Consider the following 25,712-nt stretch of genomic DNA (forward strand, 5'->3'; position numbering starts at 1 on the left):
GCCCATGGCGCGCAAGTTCTGGGTGGCGTTGCATCGCTATCTTGGCCTGGCGATACTGGTTTTTCTGCTGGTGCTCTCCCTCACCGGCAGTCTTCTGGTGTTCGGGCCTGAAATCGACGCCTGGCTCAACCCGCACCTGTTGCGCGTGGCGCCGCCGGCGTCGCCACTGAGCGCGCAGGCGCTGACCCGGCGCATCGAGCAGTCCGACCCACGCCTGCGCGTGAGTCTGATGCCATTGGGCGCATTGGCCGGCGCCTCCTATGAAGTGCGGGTCGAGCCGCGCATCGATGCAGCCAGCGGCAAACCCCATGCGCTGGGTTTCGACCGGCTCTACGTCGACCCCGGCACCGGGCAGATTTTCGGGGGGCGCCAATGGGGCGCGTGGAAGTCCGACCGCGCGCACCTGATCCCGTTTGTCGATGTATTGCATCGCCGCCTGCACCTGCCCGGCAAATGGGGTATGTGGGTGACAGGCGCGGTCGCCATCGGCTGGCTGCTGTCTTCATTGCTCGGCGCCTGGCTCACCCTTCCGCGTCCCGGAGCCTGGCGGCAAGGCTTCTGGCGCAAATGGAAGCCCGCATGGGGCATCAAGCGCGGCGCGTCCGCGGCCAGAACGACGTTCGATCTGCACCGCAGCGCCGGCCTCTGGAGCCTGCCATTCGCCGTCGTTCTGGCCCTGTCGGGCGTCTATTTCAGCCTGGCCGATGAAGTGTTCAAGCCCGTGGTCGGGTGGTTCTCCACCGTGCACCAGCACCCGGTGCGCGCGCTGCCCGCGGTAGCCGACCCGCAGCGCCAGCCCGCGTTCGGCATCGACGAAGCCGTGCAGCGCGCGCGCGCCCAGCTTGCCGCAGCAACGCAGCACTACCCGCCCTGGTATGCCAATCATCTCGGCAAGCAAGGCGTGTACCGCATCGCTTTCAAGGAGCCCGGCATGCTCGAGCGTGCGCTGAGTCTGCGCTACGAGCAGATCTACATCGACGACCAGACCGGAGCGCTGCGTGCGCGCTACGGCTACCACGACGCAACGCGGGGTGAGCGCTTTGTGATCTGGCAGTATCCGCTGCATACGGGGCGGGTGCTGGGCTGGTGGGGGCGCGGCGCGATGCTGCTTGCCGGGCTTGCTACCTGCGTGCTGGCCGCCACCGGCCTCATGGTCTGGCGCCAGCGAGCGCGCTCGCGCGCGCAAGCTGCCATGGTGTGACGCCGTGCACGCAGCGCCCGCAGATCGAAGGCGCCTGCCATGGCCTGCGCGGGCCCGCGGATTGGGCGACGCTGCAGCGCGGCGCTGCACGCCTGACAATAGGGTCGCATGAAAACAGACAACACCAAGCGCCTGATATCGCGGCGCAATGTAGTACTTGGCGCGCTGCTGGCGACCACTTTGGGCGCGCGCGCCCAGGACAACAAGGCCGATCTCTTTGGCGTCGAAATCCGCGGCAGCGGCGGCCCCGATATTCTATTGATACCGGGCCTGGCTTCGAGCCCCGAGGTCTGGACTTCGCTGGCCGCCCAGCTGTCTGCGCAGCACCGCGTGCATCTGATCGACATCGCGGGGTTCGCCGGCCGCGCACCGGTCGCGGACGCGGCGCCGCTGGCGTCCAGCCTTGCCGAAGCCCTGGCCGCCTATATCGCCCGCGAGGGGCTTTCGCCGCCCGCCGTGGTGGGCCATTCGCTGGGCGGCGAGGTCGCCCTGATGCTCGCGGCGCGGCATCCGGCGAGGGTAGGGCGGCTGGTCGTGGCCGATGCGCTGCCGTTCTACAGCCTGCTGTTCAATCCGGCGGCGACTGTAGAAACCGCTGCGCCCGGCGCGCGCGCGTTGCGTGATGCATGGCTCGCGGCCACGCAGGAACAGCTCGCCGCCATGCAGGAAGCCGGCGCCGCGCGCCTGGCCACCGGCGCCAGCAGCCGCGCAGCCGTCAGCCGCTGGGGGCGCGACTCCGACCGCCGGACGGTGGCGCAAGCCGCCTACGAATTGGCGATCACCGACCTGCGCCCCGAATTGGCCAGGATCACGGCGGCTACTACCGTCATTTACGCCCATCATCCGTCCTATGGAGCGGTGGCGTCGGTCGATGGCGCGTTTGCGGCCGCCTACCAGGGCCTGGGCCATGCGCGCCTGGTGCGCATAGACAACAGCCGCCACTTCGTGATGCTGGACCAGGCCGAGCGCTTCAATGCGGCGGTGGGCGAAGCGCTCAGATAATGATTGTCCTGGTGGTGAGGGGTTATGCCTCTTGACTGTTCCGAGACAATCCGCAGCTCTCAGAAAACCGTGCAGCGATGGGTACTAGAAATCAACCGCAAGCCGGCGTCGAATTAACATAGGCAGCCTATGCTCAGTAAAAAAATCATGCTGGCCATGCTGCTTTTGACAGTGGCTGCACAGGTCTACCGCCTTTATAAAATGCGGGGGATGAAAGAGCGTTTGCGGATCAGAGTGAACCAGGAACGGGAAAAGTTTCGCAGTCTAACGGTGACGTCGCCTCAGCCATTTCTTACGTTGGACGGTGCGACTGCCACTGTTGTTCTGGAGGAAATCATCGGCATTGACGCCGATGATTTCTTATTTACGCTGTATGCAAGAAATCATGTGGGTGAATATTTCATGCTCAAGGCCAGCGGCGGCAAGCAATTTGTGAAACATGTGCCTCACAACGTCGCCAAAGCGGTGCTGAAAGAAAAGTACATAGGTTTGGAGAATCGTTGACAGCGTTGAAGCCCAAAAAATCTCGGCCAATCCATTCCTTGAGAGAGATTGGGCTTGCAAGCTGCGGAAAATACGCAGCTAAATTTCCAACGCAGCCGAATATCCTAACCCGAGGATCTGCGGCGGCTGCCGGGCGCGGTGTCGCAGGCAGTGCACGCAGCACGACAAGGCGACGCAAAGAAGTCGCAACGGTTGTGTTGGCTCCTCATGTGCACGTCGATCGGTAGTGGTAGTTTTTCCCTTGCCCGTGCCTTGCCGGCTATCGACAATGCCAGCAGAGGGAGACAAGACATGAATCTTTTAGCAGCCGCGTCGCGCGGGTTCGCATTGGGAATCCTGTTGCTGGCAACAGGTTGGGCCAGTGCCTTTCAAATCGGTCCTCTGGGGACCCAACATGAGGAGCGCCTGACCAACGAGCCCAACTCCACTCTGGCGCGCATCGCTGGAGCCTTGGGCGTTCTGATCAAAACCCCTGTCCATGAAGAGATAACCCATCTTGGCAAGTGGTGCGGTGGAGAGCACATCAGCCTCGCCACCGATACCTACTGCAGCGGCCGCGACGTGGGAGTGGCATCGCCCTATGTCATATACGGGGTGCGCTGGAACGACTTGCCGCCGTTTCGGCTGGAAGAGGGTCAGGGCAATTGCGACTACATGGGACACAAGAACGTCTGTAAACCGCAGACCATCCGTTTCTCCACCCAGCCCGCATGCTGGCACTGCCTCTTCAAGGATGCGGAACGCAAAGCCCGCACCAAGGCCATTGTGGGATGCAACAAGACCGCCAACAGCATCCAGGGAAACCTGATGACCCGGTCGCATTTTGGTGACTTGCAGTTTCTTCACGGCATGGCGCATGCGGCGGATGTCCACCCTGTAGACACGCGGGCCGAGATCCTCGACTGGCTGGAGTTCGCGTGGAAAGTGTCGTCCAAGGAAATACTCCCATCCACCTATCTGAAGAACATCGACAATCCGACCATCCAACGGCATTTCGGCTGCACCGAATGGAAGGTCGTCGACCTTTACCTGCTGGGCCGACAGGATTCCGCCAGTGGTCTGATCCACCAGATTCGCGATATCGCTTTTGGCTCGGTGCTGCATACCGTCCAGGACTCGTTTGCGGCCGCCCATGCCGAGCGCGAGCCGCAGCCTGGAGCCGAGCAATGCGAAGGCTCGGCTTTTGTGAGTCCCGCACCTATCGTGGAGTTTCATTCCTATGGTGCACAAGATGGCGCGCTGCATGATCACGACGACAGTCGAGAAGCCATGACCGCGGTGGCGCAGGACCGCTGGCCGGAGGCTGTGCAGGTGACGCGCAATCTGTTCGAACTGCAATCCGACGGGGCAAAGTGGGCCGATGCGAGCAGCTATCTGCAATGCGTCTTTACGTTGAGCGAGCGGCGCAGAAGCTCCTCGCCAGGCGAAACCTACCGTCGTATCGACAAGCCTTGAGCGTAGACGCCACCCCATCCCTTTACGTGGACCGGCCCACCGCCTTGGCTTCAAGCTTTGGATAGCCGTCCACGGCAGCCGGCACCAGCAGCGGCAGCGCCACCAGCGCGCAGGCGCTGGCGGCCAGCCACACCACGGTCCAGCCCTGCAGCGTGAGCAGATGCGGAATGGAAAAGGGCGTGACAAAGCACACCAGGAACACGCTGGTGTTGGCCATGCCCAGCGCGGTGCCGGCGCGCGCCGCGCCCGCCAAGGTAGCTAGTTCAGTGTAGGCGACGCCATGCCAGGCCGAGACGCAGACCCCGCTCAGGCCCAGCAGCACGACCAGCGCGGCGCGCAGCGCCCATGCGTCGGCGGCCTGGCTGCCGGCAGCCAGCACCAGCGCCGCAAGCGCGGCAAACAGGCCGGCGCTCAGCAGGCTGCAGGCGCGCAGATAGGCCGGGCGATTGCGCCGGCGGTCGGTCCAGCGGCCGCTCCACACGCGCATCACCATGGCGCCGATCTGGGTGAAGACCATGGTGGCCGTGACCAGCCCCAGGCCCACATGACCGAAGTCGTGCAGAAAGACGGTGCCAAAGGACAGCACGGCAAACTGCGGTGCGCACAGAATGCCTATGCCCAGCACGATGCGCCAGACGCGCGCGTCGCGCAGCGGTCCGCCCTGCGAGGCAGCCTGGGCGCCGGCGCCGGCGCGCGGCGCGCTCGCTGCAGGCTCGTGCACCCAGGCCCAGGCCAGCAGCGCGCCCAGCGCGCACAGCGCCGCCAGCAGGCAGTAGAGCGCCGCAAAGCCCCAGTGCAGCGCGACAAACGGCAGCGCCAGCGCACCGATGGCGCCGCCCAGCGGCACGGCGGTCTGGCGCAGGCTCATCGCCAGCCCGCGCTCGCTGGCGTCAAACCAGGTCATCACCGCCCGGCCGCTGGCGCCGTTCACGCTGCCGCCGAGCAGCCCGACCAGCAGCAGCCCGGCGGCCAGCATTCCCAGGCCGGGAACCTGGCGCGCGCCCGGCGCCGCCCACAGCGCCATGGCCAGCAGCGCCAGCGCGGTGCCGCCCAGGCCGGTGAGCAGCACGGGGCGGTCGCCCCAGCGGTCGGTCAGCATGCCCCAGGGCAGCTCGCTCACGGCGATGCCCAGGCCCATCAGGCCCAGCACCAGGCCCAGCGTGGCATTGTCAAGTTGGTAGCCGGTGCGCATCAGCACCGCAGTCATGGGAATGCCGCTGAAGGCCACGGAGAACGCCGCGTTGGCGGCAACTCCCGCGGCCAGCACTTTCCAGCGGTGGCGGGGTGGATACGGCGAAGAAGAAGTCGATGGATTCATGGTGCATCGCAGTCTCCGGCGTTTCAATGGTTTTGAAAATCAGAAAGTAATTGACCTATCATCCTGAAAAACAGGACTGTCCACGGGACCCGCAAATGAGCCAGGTGATGTTCGATCTCGACGTGCTGCGCACGTTTTCCACCGGCATGGCGCTGGGCAGCTATGCGCGCGCGGCCGACAAGCTGGGCCGCTCGACCTCGGCCGTGAGCGCCCAGCTCAAGAAGCTCGAGTCGCAGGCCGGCACGGCGCTGTTCCGCAAGCAGGGCCGGGGGCTGGCGCTGACCGATGCCGGCGAAACCCTGCTGGCCTACGCGCACCGCATGCTGGAGCTCAACGACGAAGCCGGCGCGGCCCTGCGCGGCGCCGACCTGCAGGGCTGGGTGCGGCTGGGCCTGCAGGAAGACTTCGGCGAGACGCTGCTGCCCGCGGTGCTCGGGCGTTTCGCGCGCGCCCATCCCAAGGTGCGCATCGAAGCCTGTGTGGCGCGCAGCAGCGAGCTGCGCGAGCGCCTGGAACTCGGTCAGCTCGATCTGGCCCTGGCCTGGGACGCGGGCGACCAGCCGCTGTCGCCCTATGCCGAGCGCGTGGCGCGGCTGCCGCTGCTGTGGATAGGCCCGAGCGCGCCCGAGCGCGTCGACGCCCCCTGGTGGAGCGAGCGCGAGCACCGCGCCCCCGGCAGCCGCAAACCCGCAAGCAAGGAGCCGCTGCCGCTGGTCATGCTCGACGCCCCATGCCCGCTGCGCGAGATAGTCACCAGCGCGCTGGACCGCGCCGGACTGCCCTGGCGCCGCGCCTTCGGCAGCGCCAGCCTGGCCGCGCTCTGGGCCGCGACGTCGGCCGGACTGGGCCTGACGGTGCGCACGCCTTTCGGGCTGCCCGCGCAGGTGCGCACGCTTGATCGCGGCGTGCTGTCGCTGCCCGCGCTGCCGCAGATCTCGCTGGTGCTTTACCGCGCCCAGGCGCACTCCGAGGCGCCGGCAAGCCGGCTGGCGACGCTGCTGGTGGAGGCGGTGCGCCAGCATGTGGGCCCGTTGGCAAGCCAGGCCGATTGAGTCGGGCTGGGGATTTGCTATCTGCTGGCGCTGGGGGTCGGTGCTGGCGCCGGCTGGCAACTAGATCTTCAATGCCCGACTGCGGCCGCGTTGCCGCTGCGCGCTGCTCCCGGAAACCCATGGCGGCGGGCAGACTTGGCAATCACCCACGCCACCATCGCCAGGCAGACCAGGGCCCAGGGAAACGCCTGCGGTCCCCAGCTGCTCAGCAGGACGCCGCCCAGCATTCCGGCCGCGGCAATGGCGCTGTTCCACACCACCACATTCATCGACAGCGCCACATCGGCGCCGTCGCCTGCGGCGTCGGCCAATGCGGTTTGCAGCAAGGTGGCCGCGCCGCCAAAGCTCACACCCCATGCGGCCACGCCGAGGTAAATCGCCAGGGGCACGTGAGCCCAGCCGGCGAACCCCAGGCCCACGGCGCCAAACACCGCCAGACTGACCAGCACCGAACGGCGCAGATGGCGATCCACGGTCTTTCCGGTGATGGCTATGCCCAGCAGCGCCGCCGCACCGAACACCAGCAGCACCAGGTCCACGCGTTCTCCCAGGCCGGCCTGGGCGACAAAAGGCGCGACATAGGTGTAGAGGATGTTGTGGGCCAGCATCCAGGCAAGCACCACTGCCAGCACCTCTCGCACGCCCGGTGTCGCGAGCACCTTGCGCAGCGGCAGACGCTGCGCTGCGGATTGGCCGGGGTAGTTCGGCACCTGGGTCAGCACCCAGACGATCAGCACCAAAGTCAGGCCCGACATGATGCCGAAGGCGCTGCGCCATCCGACCAGGGCGCCCATCCATGTGCCCAGCGGCACCCCCAGCGACAAGGCAATGGGAGTGCCCAGCATGGCAAGCGCCAGCGCCTTGCCTTGCTGGTGCGGCGGGACCATGCGGCGCGCATAGGACGCCAGCAGGCTCCAGGCAAGTCCGGCGGACGCACCCGCGAAGAACCGTGCCAGCAGCGTCAACGCCACATGCGAGGACAGCGCGGTAACGGTGTTGAACAGGAGAAAGCCAACGATGGACAGCAGCAAGGCGTTGCGGCGCTGCCAGCGCTGAGTGGCAATGGTCAAGGGAATGGCGGCAATCACCGAGCCCAAGGCGTAGGCGGTGACCATCTGCCCGGCCATGGCCTGCGAGATGCCCAGGCCCAGGCCGACCTGGGGCAGCAATCCCGCGGGCAGGGTCTCGGTCACGATGCAGATGAAACCGGTCATGGCCAGGGCCAGGAGTGCGGCGACAGGCAGGCCTGCCGCAGGTTGCTGCGCCGGCAGGGCGCAGGGGCCGGAAGGTGACAGGCGGTTGGAATCCATGGAAAGTCCTACATATATAACGATCGGTACAAATGTAGCCGCAGGCAAATCCGCTTGTCAACGACTTTTGTACCGATTAGTATTGAACGATGTTTTCAGGAGATGCCACATGGCCCAGATGGGACGCCCGCGCACGTTTGACCGAGACCGGGCCATTACCGAAGCCATGCACCTGTTCTGGGAGCATGGCTACGATGCGACTTCGCTGGCGCAGCTCAAGGAGGGCCTGGGCGGCGGCATTTCCGCGCCCAGCTTCTATTCCGCCTTCGGTTCCAAGGAAGCGCTTTTCCAGGAATGCGTGACGCGCTATCTGTCCACGCACGGGCGTGTCACGGCGCCGTTGCAGGATGCGTCACTGACGCCCAGGGTGGCCATAGAGACGGCGCTGCGCCAGTCCGTCGCCATGCAGTGCGAGCCAGGCCATCCGCGCGGCTGCATGGTGGCCTTGGGGGTTATGAGCGCGCCGTCCGTGGCCAGTGCGGACGTGGCACGCGCGCTGGATGCATCGCGGACACGCACCCGGGCGGGGTTTGTCGAGTGCGTGCAGCGCGGCATCGCCAGCGGCGAGCTGCGCCCGGACACCAGCACCCTGGCCCTGGCTGCGGTGTTTGACAGTTTCCTGTCGGGGGTCTCCATCTCGGCAAGGGACGGCGTGGATGCGGCGGTGCTGGTCGCCGCCATTGACCAGGTCATGCGCTTGTGGGATGGGGCCAGGCAAATGACCTGACCGAGTCAAGTCTGCTGCATGCGCTCGGGTGCTGATGCACTGGCTGGTGGCGCTGAAGCAGTGGGCCGTTGCGTCTGGGCCAGGCAATTCCTGCTGCAGCGCGGTGAGCGTGCAAATTTCTTATCCGTGCCCACCCGCTGTCAAAAACGACACGACCTGTCCAACCCGGCCAGCACACTACAACTTCGATTGGCTCGCTGAAGGTTGCAGATGTTCTGGATCGCTATTTTTGGGTTTTTTCTTGTCTGGATGCTGACAAAATTCGGTGTCTTGTCTGCAACCGTCGGCATATTGGCTATGGTGATCAAGCTGCTCCTGATCGTGCTCTTGATCGTAGCAGTTGCTGCAGCCTGGTTCTGGCTGCGCAAGAAAAATCCAGGCGCTTCTGCCAAGCAATGACAGGCATCATGTATGGCTGAAATGAATAACAATATCTGGGGTCTATCAGAGGCCACACCGGGAGTCCAGCAAGAGCAGTTGCCCATGGCGCAGGGGCAGCACGACACCATCGCCTATCGACTCTCACAGATCTTGATCAAACTGAACCAGGGCGATCACCTCGACCCCGCTGAATTGGCCGAGGAATTTGGCACACATGTTCGCACCATCCAACGTGACCTCAAAGTGCGCCTGGTGTACTTGCCCCTGCTTAAAACAAGGGGGCGGTATCACCTCGAAGCCGCCTACCTTGGCAAGCTGAAATTCAGCGATATTGAACGTTTCGCTGCGCTGGCCGGAGTCAGAGTATTGTTTCCATCGATGGACCGGGACTTCCTGAAAGACTTGCTGGGCCAGCCGGTTCAGGCGCCATGGTTGGTGCGTGGTCATCATTACGAGGACCTGTCCACCCACGTCGGTGTATTCAGTCAATTGGAAAAAGCCGTCATTCAGAATCGGGTGCTCCATCTCGATTTGTTCAAGGACGGTCAGACCAAAACCTACCTTGACGTCCAGCCCTACCGCTTGCTCAACACCAAAGGCATTTGGTATCTGGCAGCGGTGCATGACGGCAGGATCAAGACCTTCGGTGTCGGAAAAATCAGGTCTGTTCAGGTGCAGGCCCAGGATTTTTCGCGTGATGCCAGCGTAGAGGCGGCCATTCAAACCGAGGAAGGCATATGGCATTCACCGCAGCCCCAAAAAGTGCTTTTGGCCGTGGCGCCTGCAGCCGCGGAGTACTTCAAACGCCGGCAATTGATTCCCCACCAGAAGATCGTCAGTGAAGCAGCGGACGGTGCGCTGACGGTCGAGACCATAGTGGGGCATGCCAATCAGATATTGCCCATTGTCAGGTACTGGATACCGAGTGTGCGAATCCTGTCTCCCGAGGGTTGGCAGGAACAGTTGCTTGATCAGCTTTCCAGCTATTTGAATGGCTCGGCGTCAGGCCGCGATGCCGACTTTGCCGAGCAACGGAAAGCGCCCACATGAAGAGGCGGGTGCTGGCTTTTTTCAACCGAGAGCGTCATGCAGACATATCTGCTATTGGTGACCAGCCATGCGCGCTGACAGGTGCCGAATGCCGTTGATTTTGCTACCCATTTTTCCATCCTGGGCCTATCGATTTACAGAGTCCAAATGAACGATTTACCAACGCCTAGAGAGTCAACGAACTCCCTGGATAACGTGCCAACGCCCGAAGGGATGTGGACCAAGACCGTCGCATTCCTCAAACGCGACCTCAAATCGTTCTTTCCTGCCGAGGAGGGAATGGGGAGGCCGACAGAGCCAAAAGAGTCTTGGCTTGAGCCAGTGCTTGCTTCGGTGGACACGCCCGTCGCCTCCCTGGTCGATTTCAACAAGCTGCCTGATTTGGCATTCAGGCGTGAAGTGCTTGATTGGCGCGATAATTTCCACGCCGCCGTAACGCTTACCGTTGCGCGGTTGGAGGATTGCTTCATTCAGCAGATGCAGGCCGATCTCGACAATGTGAGCCTGCTCAGGAAAGTGCTTGCTCGACCTTCGGATGAAATCTTGCAGGACAGTTTTGTTCGCATCGTGCGTCTGCCGTTGATTGCAGTCCTGCGCACAGAAGAGAACAAGCTCAATGCAATTGCTCAGAAATGGGATTTTTTTGCCAAGGTCGAGCTGGTTTTTGACACCTGCAGACTGAATGCAGAGTGCGCCAGTCTCCATGACATTGGCTTCAAATTTTCGAAAAAGAACCTGATCTTGTCGCGAATACAGACATTGATGCTCGGACCTGCCGGAATAGCCGAGCACTTTCGCGATCAAGGGATGCATCTTTCAAGAAAGCTGTTGGAGACAAAGACATCATGATGAGCACCATACCCTTCGAGATTTCGGCGGAGCTTTTGGGCCGCGTCGCTTCAGGCGAGCTGGTTCGATACGGGACGATTCTGAAAGACTCGGTGACGGGACAAATCGTTCGACATGTGCAGGAAACGGGCGTAGCACAGTCGGTTCTGTCCAATTTGGCTTCCGGCCCTTTTGCGCCCATTTCCATGACGGCTGATGTGCTCAATGCCGGAGCGAGCATCTACACCGGCGTGAAAATCAACCAGCTCCAGGCGATGATGGGCATGCTGCAATCACTGCAGGTTGCGACCTTGGGTGTTTCGCTGGTTGGCGTCGGGGTCAGCGTTGCGGGCTTCTACCACATGAACAAGCGTTTCACCTCGCTGGAGCGGCGCATGGAGCATGTGGGTGAAAGCATACGGTATGGATTCGAGAGCTTGGGCCACCGAGATCTGCGCAGGCAGCTGCATCTCACAAAAAGTCTCTTGCAGCGCGCGCAGCAGGCAGCGGCCCTGTCCCATCCTCTGACTGAGTATTCGGAGGTCGCCGCTGGGCTGGCTGACATGGCCGCCTTCTTCAGCGGCGAGATTGATCACATGGTCAACACCAGCGGTTCAATAGACGCAGATGTATTTTGGCAAATGACGCAGATGCTGATGCTCTGCAACAGTGTTCGCATCGACTGCCGCATTCGAACCAATGAGTTGAGGTATGCCCTGCTTGTCTCGGAAGCGGTCTCGTCCAATTACAGCGATCTGTTTACTCAATTGACGCCATTGTCATTCGGTCCTGCGGTCGATCAAGGCTTGGCAACAGTCAGGGTGCTGCGCGATGCGTGCGACGCCGCCGCAAGCAAGCCCTATCTGATTGACTACCTGCACACCCAACGGATCGGAGGCGGTGATTACATCGAGGCGATAGAGCATGAAAAGAACAGTCCATACCTCCTGTTGAAAACCGCCCATTGATGCGGGTTGGAGCGCACCAGACCTATTTGCTGTGAGCCATCCATCCTGGAATCCTGTTGGATGCATCCCCCGCCCACCACCCCATAATTTTCGCCATCAATACCCACCCACTTGCCATGCAACTTCCCCTGCACATCATTGACGCCTTCACCTCGGAACGATTCAAGGGCAACCAGGCCGCGGTGGTCTTGCTGCAGGCATGGCTGGCCGACCCTTTGCTGCAATCCATTGCTGCCGAGAACAATCTGTCCGAAACCGCATTCCTGGTCTGGAGCGCCGAGCGTTCTGCATTCGAGATCCGCTGGTTCTCGCCGCTCAAGGAGATTGCGTTCTGCGGCCATGCGACGCTGGCCAGCGCGTTTGTGCTGTTCGAGGCCGATCCGGCGCGCGGCGTCATTGCATTCTGGGCCGCGGCCGTGGGCCAGGTCAGCGCCACGCGGGAGCCCGGCGGCCGCATACGCATGAGCTTCCCGCGCCGCGATGCCCGGGTGCTTGACGAGCCGCCGGCCGCGCTGCTTGAAGGCCTGAGCCCGGCGCCATCGGCCTGGCTCGTGAACCAGCAGGCCTATGTGGCGGTGTACGAAACCGAGGCCGAGGTGCGCGCGGTCACGCCCGATCTGCAGCGGCTCAAGACGCTGGGCCCGCTCGATGTGGTGGTCACAGGGCCCGCGGCTGCGGGTGCGTCCCATGATTTCGTCAGCCGCTATTTCTGGCCGGCCAACGGGGGCGACGAAGATCCGGTCACGGGCTCCATCCATGCGGCGCTGGCGCCTTACTGGGCCGTCAGGCTGGGTCGCAATGAACTGGTCGCGCACCAGGCGTCGCGGCGCAGCGGAACGCTGTTTTGCGAAGTGACCGCGTCCAGCGTGGAAGTGGCCGGACATTGCGTGCGCTATCTGACCGGCACCATCACCCTCTAGCCACGCCTGCCGGCGCGCTCAGCTGGCAAACTCCGCGAGCACCTGCAGCACGCTGTCCACCGCCAGATTCGGAGCCTGCAAGTAGCGGTGCGCGACTGCCATGGGCCGCATCAGTTGCGGCGAAAGATGGCGTATCTGCACATCGGCGGCATTGCGCTGGTCCTTGACTTCCTCGAGCGGCAGTATGGCCGCGCTCTGGCTGGCCGCGGCCAGGCTCTTGAGCGCGCCGGGGTAGCTCAGCGTCAGAAAGGGGCGCGGGTTGAAACCCGCCTGGCCGAACCAAGCGGCAATGAGGCCGTGCATCTGCGTTGCCGGCGCAAACGACGCCCAGCGTCGGCCGGCCAGCCATTGGGGCGTGACCAGCTCGGGCGCGTTCCAGGAGGAGGGCAGCAGCACCACCATGGGATCGTTGCGCCAGGGGATCAGCCGGATGTTCGCGACCGCCGGCTGCGGGCTGGCGACGATGGCGATATCAAGCGTTGCGGCTTTGAGGCGCATCATGGCTTCGGCCGAGCCCACGGCTTCGAGCTTGACTTCCACGCCCGGGCTGCGCTGCGTCAGCGCTTCGAGCATCAGCGGCAGCAGCCGCGTGCTGACGCCGGCCGAGACGCCCACTTTCACCAGCCCTTCAAGGCCCATGGCGCGGCGCTGCACCAGGTCGATCAGGTCGTCGCTGGCGGCAAGCAGCTTGCGCCCTTCGCTCACCAGCGCGTCGCCGGCCAGCGTCAGTTCCGCATGCCTTCGGCCGCGGATCAGCAAGGCCGCCTGCATGCGGGATTCCAGCTCCTTGATATGCAGGCTCACGGTGGGCGGCGCGAGATGCAGGGCCTGGGCGGCGGCGGCAAAGGTGCCCAGATCGGCAATGGCAATGAGGGTCTGCAGTTGGTCGAGGTTCAAATTACGCATCAGGAATTATGAATTCAAGCGTCATTCAATTCAACTTTACAGAGGTCAGGTGGGGCGCGAGCATAGCGCCATGCCCTATCAAAACCATTGCACCGATGCCAGCGCCGCACCACCACCGCAGGGGCCCGCAGCCCGCCTACGCAACGGGTGGCAGCGCGCGCTGGACGTTCTGGCACGCGCGGAAAAACGCATCCTGGAGAACTTCCGCGTTCCGCCCCATGGCGGCTGAAAGCCTGCGTCCTGCGCTGGCGCTGTCAACGAAAGATGAAAACATGACCGATATGAAAGAACTGCTCAGAAGCCTCCCCTCCCTTCCCGGTCCCTATGTGCCGTTTGACACGGCGCAGGCGCACGCGCAGCCCGAGCCGCTGTTCGCGCAATGGCTGCAGGCGGCAATCGATGCCGGCATACGCGAGCCCCATGCGATGACGCTGTCCACGGTGGATGGCGACGGCTGTCCCGATGCGCGCGTGCTGATTCTGAAGAACGTCGATGAGCACGGCTGGCATTTCGCGATCAGCCGTGCCAGCCCCAAGGGCCGCCAGATCAGCGATTCGCCGGAGGTGGCGCTGACCTTCTACTGGCCCGCGCTGGGCCGCCAGGTGCGCATCCGCGGAACGGCGCACGACATGGGTGAGCAGACAAGCAGCGCGGATTTTCTGGCGCGCCCGCTGGGATCGCGCGCCGGCGCGCTGCTGGGCCGGCAAAGCGATGTGCTGGCCTCGCAGCAGGAGTTGGAAGACGGGCTGGCGCGCCAGCTGCGCCGCCTCGAGCAGCAGCCTGATGTGCTGCCGCACAGCTGGGTCGTCTATGCGGTCAGGCCCCGGGAGATCGAGTTCTGGCAGGGCAACGAGCAGCGCCGCCATGTGCGGCTGCGCTATCTCCGCGCGCAAGGCGCTTCGTGGTCTAAGGAGCGGTTGTGGCCGTGATCTGCGCGCGGGCCAGCCCCCTGCCGCGGCGAAGCCGCGCGCCGAGCCGGGCAATGAAGAACGCCGCCGCCGCGGCGCCCAGCGCGATCGCCGCCGCGACATAACCGACGCTGCTAGTGCCCCAAGCGGGGATGGCCAGCGCGCCGACCATGGCCCCCAGTCCGATGCCGGCATTCGCGGCCGAGACATTGAGCGTGCCGGCCAGGGCCTGGGCATGCGATGCGGCCTTCATCACGCGGATCTGGCAGATGGGATACAGCGCGGTGTTGGCCACGCCCCAGAGCGCCAGCGCCATGCCCAGCCAGAATCGGTTGTCCACGGCGGCCATGCTCCAGGCCATGCCCAGGGCCAGCAGCATGCTGCACAGCGCGGTCACGGCCAGCGGTCGGTGGTCGGCCCAGCGGCCGCCCAGCCAGTTGCCAAGCAAGCCGACCGCGCCAAAGCCCATCAGCCACCAGCCCACCTGCGCCTTGGGCACGCCCGCGGCGCTCTCCAGCGTATCGGCAAGATAGGTGTAGGCGGTGAACATTGCGGTGAACACCAGCACCGACAGCGCCACATTGGCGACAAACAGCGGATCGCGCAGGATGCGCAGCTGCTCGCCCAGGCGCAGGCGCTGCTGCGAGCGCAGCGCCGGCATGCCCCACTGCAGCAGCAGGGCCACCAGCAGCGACAGCGCGGCCAGCGCCCAGAACGCCCCGCGCCAGCCCACGGCCTGCGCTGCCAGCGTGCCCAGCGGAATGCCAAACAGCATGGCCGCCGAAATGCCCAGATAGACCGACGACACGGCCCGGCCGGCGCGCTGCGGCCCCGCGAGCTGGGCCGCAGTTTCGCTGGCCGTGCCCCAGAACACCGGCAACGCGAGCGCCGGGATGAAGCGCGCCAGCGCCAGCACCCAGAGGTTGGGCGCCAGCGCGGCCAGGGCGTTCGCGCCCGCGAAGATCAGCAAGATGGCGACAAACAGCCGCTTGCGCTCGACGTGGGCGAGCCAGGCCGTGAGCAGCGGCCCGCACAGCATGACCGTGAAGGCAAACAGCGTGACCAGCAGCCCGGCTTGCGAGATCGAGATCGACAGGTCGGCGGCCAGCGCGGGCAGCAGGCCGACGATCAGGAATTCGGTGGTCACCAGAATGAAGGCAGCGGTTGCCAGAATGGCAATTGCCAAGAAGCTTGTCGCGCGGGGCGCGGCAGAGGAGGGGGAGAGGGCAGGGTGCGTGGTCACAGGGGGGGTCTCAGGGTTTCCGCGAGGTTAGCTGTGAATCGGATTCCTATCTCGGGAGAATTTTCCATACACTCTGGACTCTATTTCCATAATGGATTGCTTGATGGTTCCCTCCGAACGCCTCAAAGGCCTGGAAGCGTTTGTCGCCACCGCCGATGCCGGCAGCTTCACCGCCGCCGCCGAACGCCTGAACCTGACCAACTCCGCCGTGGGCAAGGCGGTGTCGCGCCTGGAGGCGCGGCTGAACACGCGGCTGTTCGAGCGCAGCACGCGCCGCCTGGCGCTGACCGATGCGGGCGCGGCGTTCTATCGCACCTGCGTGCGCGTGCTCGATGAGCTGCAGGTCGCCGAGCAGGTGCTGGCGGCCGACAGGCTGGAGCCGCTGGGCCGGCTGCGCGTCGATGTGCCGGCCACCTTCGGGCGCATGCGCGTGCTGCCCCTGCTGCTGGCATTTGCCGAACAGCACCCGGGCGTGCGCCCGCATGTCTCGTTCACGGACAGGTTCGTGGATATCGTCGAGGAGGGCATCGATGTCGGCGTGCGCATTGGCGGCGCCGATACCTGGCCGGACGCTCTGGGGCAGCGCTATCTGGGCACGGAGCGACTGATCTTCTGCGCCTCTCCCGGCTATCTCGCGCGCCGCGGCACGCCGCGCTCGCTGGAGGAATTGTGGACGCACGCTGCCGTGACCTACGGCCGCGCCGACGGCAGCGCCAGCCCCTGGCTGATACCGCATGGCGCGGCGCCGGTGGAGCGCCGCGCGGTCGAAGGGCGGATCGTGCTCGGCCAGGCCGACGCCCTGGTCGAGGCGGTGCTGGCCCACAGCGGCATTGCCCAGCTGGCCACCTGGCTGGTCGACGAGCATCTGGCCAGCGGGCGGCTGGTGCAAATCCTGCCTGACCTGGCAACCGACGGCCTGGCCCTGCATCTGGTCTGGCCGCGCAGCCGCCAGCTGCTGCCCAAGGTCGATGGCTTGATCAGCTATTTGGGCAGCGGGCTGGGGATTCGTTGAGAGCGCGCGGGCCGCGGGCGTACGGGGCCTGTTTTGATTTCGCTTAGGTTGACCACCTGGGTCATTTTTGTTGACGAGACTGCTGGCCGTGGCCAGCTAAATTTCGCTGGGTGCCGCTGTTGGAGGCGCTTGCGCGGGCGAGTGCTTCAGGCTGGTTGCCGTCATCCAGTTTTGGCGGACCGATGACCGCTGCCGCCATGACCGGTCATTGGGCTTTTCGCGGGCCGAGTGACCTCTGCACTTCCTGCACAGGTCTTCCGCAGGGCTCTGGCAGCGGACCACCAATGTCCGTGGCGCCACGCAGGTCAACGGCAACTCTCACGGGCTGCGAACTGGCGGTGCCGACCCGTAGCGGACAGTGGCCTATGGCAAAAAATTGTTGATAGTAAGGTGTCGAGCTCGACTCTTGAAACGACCTAAAGAGGATGTACTGATTGAGTCGAACAGCTTTTGGGTTGATCTTAAGGCCGTGATACCCTTTGAGACAGATAAAAAAAGGACCTTAGACCAGTGATGATTTCAACTACCATTTTGCTGTCCCAATGGGAAAAAGGCTCAGTAGATGCTGAGCGTCTTTGTGCGGATTTATTACGAATAGAGGGATTTGAAGAAATTGTTCCTCAGCATCCGCTTGGTGGCCCGGATGGTGGAAAGGATATTGTCTGTAGTAAAGACGGAAATACTTTCGTCGCTGCCGTTCACTTCCCGCGTGATTCTATTACCATCGCCGCGACAACTAAAAAATTCACCTCTGACCTAGAGGCATCGCTTAAACACAAATTAAACGGGTTTATCTTTTTCACGAACCAAGAGTTGACGATCAGTGAGCGTAGTGATCTCGAAAAGCTAGCCGCAGGTAAAGGTAAGCGTTGCCTCATTTACCACCGCGAGCGGCTTCGAGTGATGCTGGACTCACCCCTCGGCTATGGCCTTCGCCTTCGGCATTTGCAGGCAGCCATGAGTAACGAAGAGCAAGCTGCCTTCTTCGCGACATCGAACCAAAGCTTTGCAGATGCCCTCAATGTCCAGACGCGGGCGATCGACTCCCTCGCTCGACGTATTGACAGATTTGGTCATCAAGGGTTGATGCTGATCGGCCAAACACTCGCTGCAGTGTCCAATGCCGTGCAGAGCGAGCACACCGCAGTAGGCGCGATGCTTGAGGCAGCTGCAGCCACCAGCTTCAAGCGAGCTCTGGAAGACCCCAGGGACGCTGTTAGCACTCATTTGAGTGCCCCATTGATTCGTTATGTGCACCGCTTGATCCGCGCTATTGATCCGGCCATAGCAGGCAAGTTTCGCGAGACTCAGGTGTGGCTTAGCGACTCAACAGGTACACCGACAACTGGAGTTGAATATCCTTCTTGGGATAAGGTCACGGCTCTAATGAACGAGCTTCTTGAGGACTGGAACCGCAATTACGCGCAATTGCTAGAAAACGTAGATCTAGTAATCCCTTCTATAGCGCACTTCTTCCATAGGTTGGTTGGGATACATCCTTTCATTGACGGAAATGGCCGAGTAGCCAGGGAAATACTCGCTCTTCAGGCGCGGGAGCTACTGGGCTTACTAGAAGATCCTGTCTTGGACCAAGGTGGGGATTACTACCTCGCACTCAAGGAGGCGGATATAGGTAATTTTCAACGCTTTGAGGTCCTAATTGAAACTGCGTTAAAGCACGCTGGTTACGTCCCAGTAGCTAAAAAACCCATCCTACCCTCCGAGGGGTAACTATGGGCTCTCTTGCGCTGCTCGAATCAGTCCGCTTCTGTCCGGGAGTTCCATTTCACGCATGTCGCCGAAAACAGTCCCCGGCCGATTTTCCGTTCAAATTGCATTTCCACTATGGGGGTTCCTATCGAACTCACGCTCCCGGCCATTAACGGTCGTTCAGCGCGAGCCATAACACTGATGGCCTCTGGCTATTCGTGGCGGCCTTCCATTGTAGAGTGCAAGACTCACACAGACAACTCAGTGCGACTCACCGCGGCATGTCCTTACTAGACAGGCGCATACTCTCCCGGTAGAAACTCTACTGTCTGAAAACCACCAACTGACCTCTACTGAGATCCATAGACATTGCAAGGCATGACCGAAAACCATCCGCACACTGACAGTTCCATCAAATCAACAGTCGAGCAAGCTGCAATTCCTGAAAAGAAGCTGGTGCAACCGCTATATCAAAAGGCTGCTAGTGACTTTCAAAGCAAGGACCTCGACAGTCTTCAATCGCTCGAGGAAGGTTGGTTTGTGGAGTTTAAGGACCGAATTCCGGACACAGCAAAGCTGGCGCGATCCATTAGCTCGTTCGCCAACTCACACGGCGGGCTATTGGTCATCGGTGCGAAAGAGGAGCAGAAGACGCGTAGGCTAGGTAGCCTGACGCCGATGTCTCAAGCGGATGCAGACCAAACTATGGTCCGGGCAAGGGAAGCTGTAACAGCTCACGTTACACCTCCGCCATATTTCGAGGCAAAGGCTGTAGCGCTCGCCTCTGTAGACAGTGACGTCGATGAACGTTGGATCGTCGTCATTTCTGTACCTAGGGGGGAACACGGTCCATACCTGCACAGCAATGGCTGCATTTACGTTCGGGTAGGTGACGCTGCATCACCACATGCACTGGCCGACTTAACTCAGCAGGAGCGGTTATGGGCTAATTCGCTGGGTCGGAAGACGCGAATTAAGTCACGCATAGAGCAATTATCCAAGCAGTTTCAAGTTGGCACCCCCTCCATTCATCTTGTTATCTTGGCTGATGATCCAGGATCTTCCACTAGGTCGCTCACGTTTGATGATTTCCGCGAGCTAGCGTTGGCACCCAACGGGCTGCATAACAGTCCAATTTTTGACCAAGTTCAAACGCTTGACACATCACTGCTTGCGAGACGCACTGAGCAACGAGTGGATGCTGCTGGAGTATTTTGGGATTTTGACCGCAGTAGACGCCTTCATTTTATTCAAGTTCCAATTGCGACACATTTTTGGTCTGGGCAAGAATTTGATAATAGGGGAGACCTCTTCAACTTGCCTGAGCTGGGAGCTAAGTTACGGGAGCGATCAGCACCCGAACAGCTGATGATCTTGAATCTTCTGCCTGCCCTCTACTTTCTGTCGGTCATCATCTGGAAGGTTAAAGCTGCTCACCAGCGTGAGGGGTATAAGGGGCAACTGAAGTTCAATGCGTGTGCTGTTGACTGTAAAGGTGCCGCGCCCTTTCTTGGAACTCCCGCATACTTTGCCGAAGTTGAAGCTACCGGCTTCCCTTATGTAATGCGAGACGTCGGCTTCTTCGCTCCACTGGATGATCCCTCTCACTGGCCAAAATTCGAGGTACACCACGATGTAGGCGCAGATGGGATCGCGACTGATCTCGACCTTCTCACGTCCTTTGGCGCATTTTCTCGAATCGTAGAGTCTCTAGGCGTCTCCACCTTTCTGTCTCTAGGGCATCTCGAGAGTAGCGATGATGAGGCGATATCTAAATTTGACCCTCTCCCGTTGGTGAACCTGTTCTTGAGCCTTAAAAGCAGCAGTTTCTCATTTACAAGCCAGAATAATCCTAGGGCAACTCGCACCGCCTGAGTCAAAGCAAATATAGTCAAAAGACCGCAAAGGGTCGATAGCGCCGGTTCCAGGCCTTGATCAGCAGACGTTCGGGCATCCTCAAGGGTCCGGCGCGCGGGCAACGTCGGCAGTACCCCTGAAACCGATCATCGAGCCAGGGAGATCGCTGGCATATGGATGACTGCAACACGGCAGAGACAGAGAGTTGGGAGCGTGGTTCCCATCGACCGCACCCGCTGCACAGCCGACTTTGAACACTTTAGAGGCCAACACGCTGTGGCCATAGACTCGCGCGAGGCTGGAGGCCGAAACACCGCGGCCTTTCATTCACTTCCACAAGTGCACATTGGCTTTTATACAGGCCGCCATGGCCGACTCCGGCCGGCAGGCCCAGCCCGAAGAAGCGAAGTGGAGTGAGCATCAACGAAAGCGCAGTCACGTTCCGCCTTCGCGCCGGAAGGCAAGGGATGGCTCTCTCGCAGCCTCGCAATACGGTTGTATGATGCAACCATTGGAGGTGTGCCGTGAATGTTCAACAGTCGCTGGTGGAAGAGATTCGTGCCGCGTCGCGCTCACTGGTGCGCGACTGGGGTTTCATGGGCGGCAGCTTTGCCGGAGGCGATCTGTCGCCTTCCGCGGTGCATGCGCTGATCGAGATCGAACATGGCGAAGTCAGTGCCAGGGAGATTGCCACGCGCCTGCGCCTGGAGAAGTCCAGCGTGAGCCGCATGCTGCGCAAGCTGGTCGAGTCCGGTGAGGTCTGCGAGCAGGTGGATGGGCGCGACAGCCGCTTGAAGAATCTGAGCCTGACCGCGGCCGGCAAGCGGCGCGTGGCGGCCATCCATGCGCATGCACGCGCGCAGGTGGAAGAGGCGCTGGGCCGCCTCCAGCCGGGCCAGGAGCGCAGCGTGCTTGAAGGCCTGAGCCTTTACAGCGCGGCGCTTGCCGCCCCGGCGCCAAGCCCGGGCGAGCGGCCCGGCGTTGACGTGGTGGCCGGTTACCAGCCCGGCCTGATTGCGCGCATCACCCAGATGCACGCGCTTTATTACGCACGCGAATCCGGCTTTGGCCAGCGTTTCGAGTCGCTGGTCGCGGGTGGTCTGGCGCAGTTCTGCGATCGGCTGGACAAGCCGGTCAACGGCATCTGGACGGCGCTGCGCGCCGGCGAGATCGTGGGCTCGGTCGCGATCGACGGCCAGGACCTGGGCGACAACATTGCCCATCTGCGCTGGTTCATCGTCGACGACAGCGTGCGCGGCAGCGGCGCGGGCCGCAGGCTGCTGGCCGCGGCGCTGGATTTCGCCGACCGGCAGGGATTCGGCGAAACCCATCTCTGGACGTTCAGCGGCCTGTCCGCGGCGCGTCATCTGTATGAATCTTGCGGCTTTGAATGCGTGCAGGAGTGGCAGGGCGACCAATGGGGCAAGCAAGTGATGGAACAGAAGTTCGTGCGCAAGCTTGCCGCAAGCCAAGGCCCGGCCTCCATGGCGCCTGGGCAAAGGCTTTGAATGGATTGCAGCTGCTCTTGCTGCGCTAGCGCGCAACACGCCACTCGCTGCCGAGCATGGCATAGATGTACTCATCCCCCCAGACCCCGTTGAAGCGGTCGTTCTGGATCAGATGCGCTTCGCGGCGCAGGCCCAGGCGTTCGACCACGCCCACCGAGCCGGCGTTGAGCGCGTCGAGCCGGGCAAAGATGCGGTGGCAACCCAGCGCTTCAAAGCCCAGGCCCAGCATCGCGGCCACGGCTTCGGTGGCATAGCCCTGGCCGGCGAAATCGGGGTGGAAGATATAGCCGACCTCGGCCTGCAGCGCGGCCCGGCTGGCGATCTTCAGCAGCACTTCGCCGACCAGGGCGCCATCGGCGCGGCGCGTGACCGCCAGGCGCAAGGTGTCGCCGTCCTGGGCGAAGGGCTGGGCCAGCACGGCCGCGAACTGGTCTTGCAGCGCCTGCCCCGTCGGTGCCGGCATATAGAGAAAGCGGTAGACCTCGGGCCGGCCATGGTAGGCCGCATAGGCGGGGAAATCGGCGGGGCGCAGGGCGCGCAGTACGAGGCGTTCGGTTTGCAGCGGCAGGGGCAGGGAGGCAAGGTTCACGGAGCTGTAGCGGGTAAGGAGTATTCGTCGGGCAGTCGGGCCCAGATGGTGGCAAACGCGCGCTTCACAATGGCCGCGCGCCGCTGCTGCCGATCAGCGGCAGCCTGGCCAGCATATTCTGCAGCGCCAGCGCTTCCCAGGGCAGGTGCTCGGTGATGCCCAGGCCCACGATGTCGGCGACCGCGTCCAGGTCTGCCAGCAGTTGCACCACCTGCTCCATGCCCAGCTGGCCCTGGGCAATGCAGTCGAAGGCGCCGGGCGCGGCGTCGGGCCGGGCAAACAGCAGGGCCCTGAACAGCGACGGGTCCAGCGCATCGAGATCGAAGTGAATGGCCAGATGCCGGGCGCCGGTAGACGCAAACCAGTCGCGTACCGGCCGGCTGCCCTGGCTGGCAAGCTGGGCCGGGCCTACGTTGCGCAGGCCCAGGCGCGCGATCTCGGCGGCTTCCCAGGGGCTGGGGTCATGCATGCCCACATACAGCAGGTTCTGCGGCTTGAGCGGCCTGGCCACGGCCTGGACGAAGTCGGCATCGCCCTGGCCCAGCAGATTGCCCAGCACCATGGCATGCGCGTGTTCGAACTGCGCGGGCGTCATGATGTCGGGATGGGCGTCTATCCACAGCACGGCCAGTTCGCCGTCATGGCGCTCATTGAGGTAGGCAAACGGCGCCAGGTCCACCAGGCAATCGCCGCCCAGCACCACCAGGCGCTCGGGCTGGTGTTGGTCTATCAGCTGCCGTGCCTGGCGCAGCTGTTGCAGCAGCGCGGCGCGCGCGACAATGCCGCGCTCTGGCGGCAGGCGCGCATCGAGTGGCGCGGCCACGGGAACATGTTCCACCGGGCCCGCGTGAGCGGGCGCGAGCCAGTCGAGCAGGCGGGCGCCCAGATGATAGGCAGGCTGGTTGCCGCCCTGCCATTGAGGGAAGACAAGGCGCAAGGTGGTGCGGGAGGGGGAAGTCATGCAGCGACTCTATTTGTTTGAATTCCAAAGATAAACAGCGCTACAGTTGACGCTTTGTTGCATGGATTGCGCATATGGATCGCTTGACCGCGGCGTCGGTGCTGCTCGAAACCGTGGCGCGCGGCAGTATCTCGGCGGCCGCCGCGCATCTGGGCATGTCGCGCGCCATGGCCACGCGCTATGTCGGCGTGATGGAGGAATGGGCGGGCGCGCGCCTGCTGCACCGCACCACGCGCCGGCTGAGCCTGACGGCCGCGGGCGAGGAAATCCTGCCCGTGTGCCGGCAGATGCTGGCGCTGGCCGGCGATGTCGGCGCGCTGGGCCAGGCCGACAGCACGCCGCGCGGCCTGCTGCGCGTCGCCGCCTCGTCGATCTTCGCGGAGTATTGCCTCACCGATGCGCTGACGGCCTTTTTGCAGCTGCACCCCGCGGTGTCGCTGGATCTGCAGATTGTCGACCGCACCAGCAATCTGGCCGAGGACGGCATAGACCTGGCGATCCGCGTCACCAAGGAGCTCGAGCCCGGCGTGATCGCGCGCAAGCTGGGCGAGGTGGGCTCGGTCATCTGTGCCAGCCCCGGCTATCTGCGCGCGCATGGCAGTCCCGCGCATGTGCGCGATCTGGGCGCGCACAACTGCCTGACCTTTGCCCATTACGGGCGCAGCATCTGGCATTTCAAGGCCCAGGGCGAGTGCCTTGCGGTTCCGGTCGCGGGCAATTTCAGCACCAATGAAGCGGCGATCGTGGTGCGCGCCGCCTTGAATGGCACGGGCATCGCGCTGCTGCCGCGGTTTGCCGCGGCCCAGGCCATGGCCGACGGCCGGCTGGTGGCGCTGCTGCCCGACTTCGAGGTCGAATCCCTGGGCGCGTTTGCGGTCTACCTCTCGCGCGAGCGCATGCCCAGCGCACTGCGCGTGCTGATTGATTTTCTCGCCGGACAACTGGGCGCGCTGGGATCTAGGGCGTGAGCATCAGCCCCGCGAGATCGGCCGCGTGGTCCAGCGCCCAGATGTTTTGCAGCAGCCGCGTTGCCGGGCCCGCGCCTATCACCGGCGTGGCGAGTTCGAGGAATTTGTGTTCCAGCTCGCTGTCCGACAGCGGCAGTTCCGGGTCGCCCTTGCGGTCGGGCTGCAGCCAGACCAGCTGGCGGCCGTCATGGGTGGTGATTTCCACGCGCGCCGCGCGCCGGCCGGGAAAGGCGGCGTCGATTTCCGGGTCCACCGCCGTGCTGACGCGCGCCGTGAGCGCGCGCAGTTCGGCGTCGGCCAGGCGTTCGGGCGTATAGGCACCCAGGCGCACGCTGCCATGCAGCAGCGCGGTGGCAACGACAAAGCGCAGGCTGAAGCGGGCTTCGTTGGCCGTGCGCGGCTGGTCGTAGCAGGCGATGTCCAGCGCCGGGCGGTAGGTGGCGACATGGATGCGGCGGATGTCCGGCGCGCGCAGGCCATGCCGGGCGCGCAGCGCCAGCACCGCGTCGATGGCGGCAAACGTGTGGCCGCAGCCCACGTGGTTCTTGAACGTCAGGCGCGTGATGTGGAAGTCGCGGCCCAGCGTGGCGCCGACCTGCGACCAATCGGGCCCGTCGCTCATGGCGCGGCCCAGGCCGGCTTCGCCGTCCAGCACATCCAGCGATCCCGTGACGCCGCGCTGGGCGAGCTGCGCGGCGACCAGGCCGGCCTCGGCGGCGCGGCCCGCATGCAGCGGCTTGGACATCGAGTCGCTGCGAAACGCCTGCTGCAAGCCGGCGGTGAAGGTCGCGGCCGTGGCCAGCGCATGCGCAAAGGGCGCGGCGTCCAGGCGCAGCGCGCCGCCCGCCGCGGCCGCGGCGCCAAACGCGCCCACGGTGCCGGTGTTGTGCCAGAAGCGGTAGTGCGCGCGGCCCAGCACCACGCCTATGCGCGTCGAGACTTCGTAGCCCAGCACCAGCGCGCGCAGGAAGTCCAGGCCGCTGGCGCCGGCCTGCTGGCTTGCGGCCAGGGCCGCGGCAATGGTCGCGGCGCCGGGGTGGTACATGGCGTCGCGAAAGCTGTCGTCGATCTCGGCCGCATGCGCCGCCGTGCCGTTGTACAGCGCCGCGGCCCGGGCCGTGGCCGCGCGGCCATTGCCCAGGCGCGCGCGTCCGTGGTCCAGGTCTTCGGCCAGCACCTGCTCGAGCTGGGCCAGGGGCGCGGCCGCGAGCCCGGGAAACAGCGCCGCGTACCAGTCGATCAGCGCGCGCTTGGCGTGGTGGATCACCGCCTCGGGCAGCGCGGCCTGGGAATGGCGTTCGGCGTACTGGCCGAACACTTCGGTGGCATGCAGG

The 25,712-nt window shown here is 63.5% G+C and carries 24 protein-coding genes; 17 read left to right on the forward strand and 7 right to left on the reverse strand.

Translation table 11 applies throughout. The annotated features are described in order from the left end of the window. The first annotated feature begins 4 nt into the window (after nucleotides 1-4). The 4 genes from ACSVDO_RS21635 to ACSVDO_RS21650 all read left to right on the forward strand — a co-directional run bounded on the left by ACSVDO_RS21635 (nucleotide 5) and on the right by ACSVDO_RS21650 (nucleotide 4,162). A complete protein-coding gene (locus ACSVDO_RS21635) occupies nucleotides 5-1,201 on the forward strand; it encodes a PepSY-associated TM helix domain-containing protein (RefSeq protein WP_489597094.1) in 1,197 nt (398 codons plus the stop codon). 108 nt (nucleotides 1,202-1,309) lie between these two features. Beyond that, nucleotides 1,310-2,203, forward strand: a complete 894-nt coding sequence (locus ACSVDO_RS21640) for an alpha/beta fold hydrolase (RefSeq protein ID WP_489597096.1) — start codon at nucleotides 1,310-1,312, stop codon at nucleotides 2,201-2,203. A 129-nt stretch (nucleotides 2,204-2,332) separates the two neighbouring features. Next, nucleotides 2,333-2,707 carry a hypothetical protein gene (locus ACSVDO_RS21645; protein ID WP_489597098.1) on the forward strand — a complete coding sequence of 125 codons (375 nt, stop codon included), beginning with the start codon at nucleotides 2,333-2,335 and terminating at the stop codon, nucleotides 2,705-2,707. 291 nt (nucleotides 2,708-2,998) lie between these two features. Beyond that, nucleotides 2,999-4,162: a hypothetical protein gene (locus ACSVDO_RS21650; protein WP_489597100.1), complete on the forward strand. Its 1,164-nt coding sequence runs from the start codon at nucleotides 2,999-3,001 to the stop codon at nucleotides 4,160-4,162. Between the two features lie 22 nt (nucleotides 4,163-4,184). Here the strand turns inward: ACSVDO_RS21650 and ACSVDO_RS21655 are convergent, their stop codons facing one another. Then, nucleotides 4,185-5,480 carry an MFS transporter gene (locus ACSVDO_RS21655; RefSeq protein ID WP_489597101.1) on the reverse strand — a complete coding sequence of 432 codons (1,296 nt, stop codon included), beginning with the start codon at nucleotides 5,478-5,480 and terminating at the stop codon, nucleotides 4,185-4,187. A 95-nt stretch (nucleotides 5,481-5,575) separates the two neighbouring features. On the opposite strand from ACSVDO_RS21655, the gene ACSVDO_RS21660 reads away from it, so the two are divergent. Further along, nucleotides 5,576-6,532 (forward strand): LysR substrate-binding domain-containing protein, encoded by a 957-nt coding sequence (locus ACSVDO_RS21660; RefSeq protein WP_489597103.1) that lies wholly within the window; start codon nucleotides 5,576-5,578, stop codon nucleotides 6,530-6,532. A gap of 68 nt (nucleotides 6,533-6,600) precedes the next feature. Here ACSVDO_RS21660 and ACSVDO_RS21665 read toward each other — a convergent pair whose 3' ends face one another. Beyond that, complete coding sequence (locus ACSVDO_RS21665) at nucleotides 6,601-7,842, reverse strand: MFS transporter (RefSeq protein WP_489597105.1); 1,242 nt, start codon at nucleotides 7,840-7,842, stop codon at nucleotides 6,601-6,603. A 109-nt stretch (nucleotides 7,843-7,951) separates the two neighbouring features. On the opposite strand from ACSVDO_RS21665, the gene ACSVDO_RS21670 reads away from it, so the two are divergent. The 6 genes from ACSVDO_RS21670 to ACSVDO_RS21695 all read left to right on the forward strand — a co-directional run bounded on the left by ACSVDO_RS21670 (nucleotide 7,952) and on the right by ACSVDO_RS21695 (nucleotide 12,716). Next, nucleotides 7,952-8,569: a TetR/AcrR family transcriptional regulator gene (locus tag ACSVDO_RS21670; RefSeq protein ID WP_489597106.1), complete on the forward strand. Its 618-nt coding sequence runs from the start codon at nucleotides 7,952-7,954 to the stop codon at nucleotides 8,567-8,569. Between the two features lie 210 nt (nucleotides 8,570-8,779). Then, nucleotides 8,780-8,968: a hypothetical protein gene (locus ACSVDO_RS21675; protein WP_332537734.1), complete on the forward strand. Its 189-nt coding sequence runs from the start codon at nucleotides 8,780-8,782 to the stop codon at nucleotides 8,966-8,968. 12 nt (nucleotides 8,969-8,980) lie between these two features. Continuing rightward, the gene (locus tag ACSVDO_RS21680; protein WP_489597108.1) at nucleotides 8,981-10,000 is read left to right on the forward strand and encodes a helix-turn-helix transcriptional regulator; all 1,020 of its coding nucleotides are present in this window, start codon (nucleotides 8,981-8,983) and stop codon (nucleotides 9,998-10,000) included. Nucleotides 10,001-10,147: 147 nt separating this feature from the next. Further along, entirely contained in the window at nucleotides 10,148-10,849 is a 702-nt protein-coding gene (locus ACSVDO_RS21685) for a hypothetical protein (protein WP_489597110.1), read from the forward strand. Further along, a complete protein-coding gene (locus ACSVDO_RS21690; protein ID WP_489597112.1) occupies nucleotides 10,846-11,796 on the forward strand; it encodes a hypothetical protein in 951 nt (316 codons plus the stop codon). Before ACSVDO_RS21685 ends, ACSVDO_RS21690 begins: the two co-directional genes overlap by 4 nt. A gap of 116 nt (nucleotides 11,797-11,912) precedes the next feature. Further along, nucleotides 11,913-12,716, forward strand: a complete 804-nt coding sequence (locus ACSVDO_RS21695; protein WP_489597114.1) for a PhzF family phenazine biosynthesis protein — start codon at nucleotides 11,913-11,915, stop codon at nucleotides 12,714-12,716. Between the two features lie 18 nt (nucleotides 12,717-12,734). Here ACSVDO_RS21695 and ACSVDO_RS21700 read toward each other — a convergent pair whose 3' ends face one another. Then, nucleotides 12,735-13,622: a LysR family transcriptional regulator gene (locus ACSVDO_RS21700; RefSeq protein WP_489597116.1), complete on the reverse strand. Its 888-nt coding sequence runs from the start codon at nucleotides 13,620-13,622 to the stop codon at nucleotides 12,735-12,737. A gap of 272 nt (nucleotides 13,623-13,894) precedes the next feature. Here ACSVDO_RS21700 and ACSVDO_RS21705 point away from each other — a divergent pair, with 272 nt between their 5' ends. Next, nucleotides 13,895-14,551 (forward strand): pyridoxine/pyridoxamine 5'-phosphate oxidase, encoded by a 657-nt coding sequence (locus ACSVDO_RS21705; protein ID WP_489597118.1) that lies wholly within the window; start codon nucleotides 13,895-13,897, stop codon nucleotides 14,549-14,551. On the opposite strand, the gene ACSVDO_RS21710 is transcribed toward ACSVDO_RS21705, so the two are convergent. After that, nucleotides 14,529-15,716, reverse strand: a complete 1,188-nt coding sequence (locus tag ACSVDO_RS21710) for an MFS transporter (RefSeq protein ID WP_489597120.1) — start codon at nucleotides 15,714-15,716, stop codon at nucleotides 14,529-14,531. The two genes, ACSVDO_RS21705 and ACSVDO_RS21710, sit on opposite strands and share 23 nt — an antisense overlap. Before the next feature lie 160 nt (nucleotides 15,717-15,876). On the opposite strand from ACSVDO_RS21710, the gene ACSVDO_RS21715 reads away from it, so the two are divergent. The 4 genes from ACSVDO_RS21715 to ACSVDO_RS21730 all read left to right on the forward strand — a co-directional run bounded on the left by ACSVDO_RS21715 (nucleotide 15,877) and on the right by ACSVDO_RS21730 (nucleotide 21,860). Next, the gene (locus ACSVDO_RS21715; RefSeq protein ID WP_489597121.1) at nucleotides 15,877-16,785 is read left to right on the forward strand and encodes a LysR family transcriptional regulator; all 909 of its coding nucleotides are present in this window, start codon (nucleotides 15,877-15,879) and stop codon (nucleotides 16,783-16,785) included. A gap of 513 nt (nucleotides 16,786-17,298) precedes the next feature. After that, complete coding sequence (locus ACSVDO_RS21720; RefSeq protein WP_489597123.1) at nucleotides 17,299-18,516, forward strand: Fic family protein; 1,218 nt, start codon at nucleotides 17,299-17,301, stop codon at nucleotides 18,514-18,516. Nucleotides 18,517-18,873: 357 nt separating this feature from the next. Further along, nucleotides 18,874-20,370: an AlbA family DNA-binding domain-containing protein gene (locus ACSVDO_RS21725; RefSeq protein ID WP_489597124.1), complete on the forward strand. Its 1,497-nt coding sequence runs from the start codon at nucleotides 18,874-18,876 to the stop codon at nucleotides 20,368-20,370. Nucleotides 20,371-20,876: 506 nt separating this feature from the next. After that, nucleotides 20,877-21,860, forward strand: a complete 984-nt coding sequence (locus ACSVDO_RS21730) for a bifunctional helix-turn-helix transcriptional regulator/GNAT family N-acetyltransferase (RefSeq protein WP_489597126.1) — start codon at nucleotides 20,877-20,879, stop codon at nucleotides 21,858-21,860. Nucleotides 21,861-21,885: 25 nt separating this feature from the next. Here ACSVDO_RS21730 and ACSVDO_RS21735 read toward each other — a convergent pair whose 3' ends face one another. Next, a complete protein-coding gene (locus tag ACSVDO_RS21735) occupies nucleotides 21,886-22,449 on the reverse strand; it encodes a GNAT family N-acetyltransferase (protein WP_489597127.1) in 564 nt (187 codons plus the stop codon). Between the two features lie 64 nt (nucleotides 22,450-22,513). After that, on the reverse strand, nucleotides 22,514-23,410 hold the full coding sequence (locus ACSVDO_RS21740) for an arginase family protein (RefSeq protein ID WP_489597129.1): 897 nt from the start codon (nucleotides 23,408-23,410) through the stop codon (nucleotides 22,514-22,516). Between the two features lie 74 nt (nucleotides 23,411-23,484). Here ACSVDO_RS21740 and ACSVDO_RS21745 point away from each other — a divergent pair, with 74 nt between their 5' ends. After that, nucleotides 23,485-24,378, forward strand: a complete 894-nt coding sequence (locus ACSVDO_RS21745) for a LysR family transcriptional regulator (RefSeq protein ID WP_489597130.1) — start codon at nucleotides 23,485-23,487, stop codon at nucleotides 24,376-24,378. On the opposite strand, the gene ACSVDO_RS21750 is transcribed toward ACSVDO_RS21745, so the two are convergent. Further along, on the reverse strand, nucleotides 24,368-25,711 hold the full coding sequence (locus tag ACSVDO_RS21750) for an MmgE/PrpD family protein (protein ID WP_489597382.1): 1,344 nt from the start codon (nucleotides 25,709-25,711) through the stop codon (nucleotides 24,368-24,370). The genes ACSVDO_RS21745 and ACSVDO_RS21750 overlap by 11 nt on opposite strands. Between the last annotated feature and the right edge of the window lies 1 nt (nucleotide 25,712).

It is taken from the genome of Comamonas sp. DB36, assembly GCF_057914905.1.

What these genes read in the sequence shown, in the direction of transcription:
- ACSVDO_RS21670 (WP_489597106.1), top strand. Translation starts at nt 7,952, where the DNA reads ATGGCCCAGATGGGACGCCCGCGCACGTTTGACCGAGACCGGGCCATT.
- ACSVDO_RS21675 (WP_332537734.1), top strand. Translation starts at nt 8,780, where the DNA reads ATGTTCTGGATCGCTATTTTTGGGTTTTTTCTTGTCTGGATGCTGACA.
- ACSVDO_RS21740 (WP_489597129.1), bottom strand. Translation starts at nt 23,410, where the DNA reads ATGACTTCCCCCTCCCGCACCACCTTGCGCCTTGTCTTCCCTCAATGG.
- ACSVDO_RS21705 (WP_489597118.1), top strand. Translation starts at nt 13,895, where the DNA reads ATGACCGATATGAAAGAACTGCTCAGAAGCCTCCCCTCCCTTCCCGGT.
- ACSVDO_RS21650 (WP_489597100.1), top strand. Translation starts at nt 2,999, where the DNA reads ATGAATCTTTTAGCAGCCGCGTCGCGCGGGTTCGCATTGGGAATCCTG.
- ACSVDO_RS21745 (WP_489597130.1), top strand. Translation starts at nt 23,485, where the DNA reads ATGGATCGCTTGACCGCGGCGTCGGTGCTGCTCGAAACCGTGGCGCGC.
- ACSVDO_RS21635 (WP_489597094.1), top strand. Translation starts at nt 5, where the DNA reads ATGGCGCGCAAGTTCTGGGTGGCGTTGCATCGCTATCTTGGCCTGGCG.
- ACSVDO_RS21715 (WP_489597121.1), top strand. Translation starts at nt 15,877, where the DNA reads ATGGTTCCCTCCGAACGCCTCAAAGGCCTGGAAGCGTTTGTCGCCACC.
- ACSVDO_RS21665 (WP_489597105.1), bottom strand. Translation starts at nt 7,842, where the DNA reads ATGGATTCCAACCGCCTGTCACCTTCCGGCCCCTGCGCCCTGCCGGCG.
- ACSVDO_RS21655 (WP_489597101.1), bottom strand. Translation starts at nt 5,480, where the DNA reads ATGAATCCATCGACTTCTTCTTCGCCGTATCCACCCCGCCACCGCTGG.
- ACSVDO_RS21695 (WP_489597114.1), top strand. Translation starts at nt 11,913, where the DNA reads ATGCAACTTCCCCTGCACATCATTGACGCCTTCACCTCGGAACGATTC.
- ACSVDO_RS21725 (WP_489597124.1), top strand. Translation starts at nt 18,874, where the DNA reads ATGACCGAAAACCATCCGCACACTGACAGTTCCATCAAATCAACAGTC.
- ACSVDO_RS21685 (WP_489597110.1), top strand. Translation starts at nt 10,148, where the DNA reads ATGAACGATTTACCAACGCCTAGAGAGTCAACGAACTCCCTGGATAAC.
- ACSVDO_RS21660 (WP_489597103.1), top strand. Translation starts at nt 5,576, where the DNA reads ATGAGCCAGGTGATGTTCGATCTCGACGTGCTGCGCACGTTTTCCACC.
- ACSVDO_RS21680 (WP_489597108.1), top strand. Translation starts at nt 8,981, where the DNA reads ATGGCTGAAATGAATAACAATATCTGGGGTCTATCAGAGGCCACACCG.
- ACSVDO_RS21720 (WP_489597123.1), top strand. Translation starts at nt 17,299, where the DNA reads ATGATTTCAACTACCATTTTGCTGTCCCAATGGGAAAAAGGCTCAGTA.
- ACSVDO_RS21645 (WP_489597098.1), top strand. Translation starts at nt 2,333, where the DNA reads ATGCTCAGTAAAAAAATCATGCTGGCCATGCTGCTTTTGACAGTGGCT.
- ACSVDO_RS21690 (WP_489597112.1), top strand. Translation starts at nt 10,846, where the DNA reads ATGATGAGCACCATACCCTTCGAGATTTCGGCGGAGCTTTTGGGCCGC.
- ACSVDO_RS21700 (WP_489597116.1), bottom strand. Translation starts at nt 13,622, where the DNA reads ATGCGTAATTTGAACCTCGACCAACTGCAGACCCTCATTGCCATTGCC.
- ACSVDO_RS21640 (WP_489597096.1), top strand. Translation starts at nt 1,310, where the DNA reads ATGAAAACAGACAACACCAAGCGCCTGATATCGCGGCGCAATGTAGTA.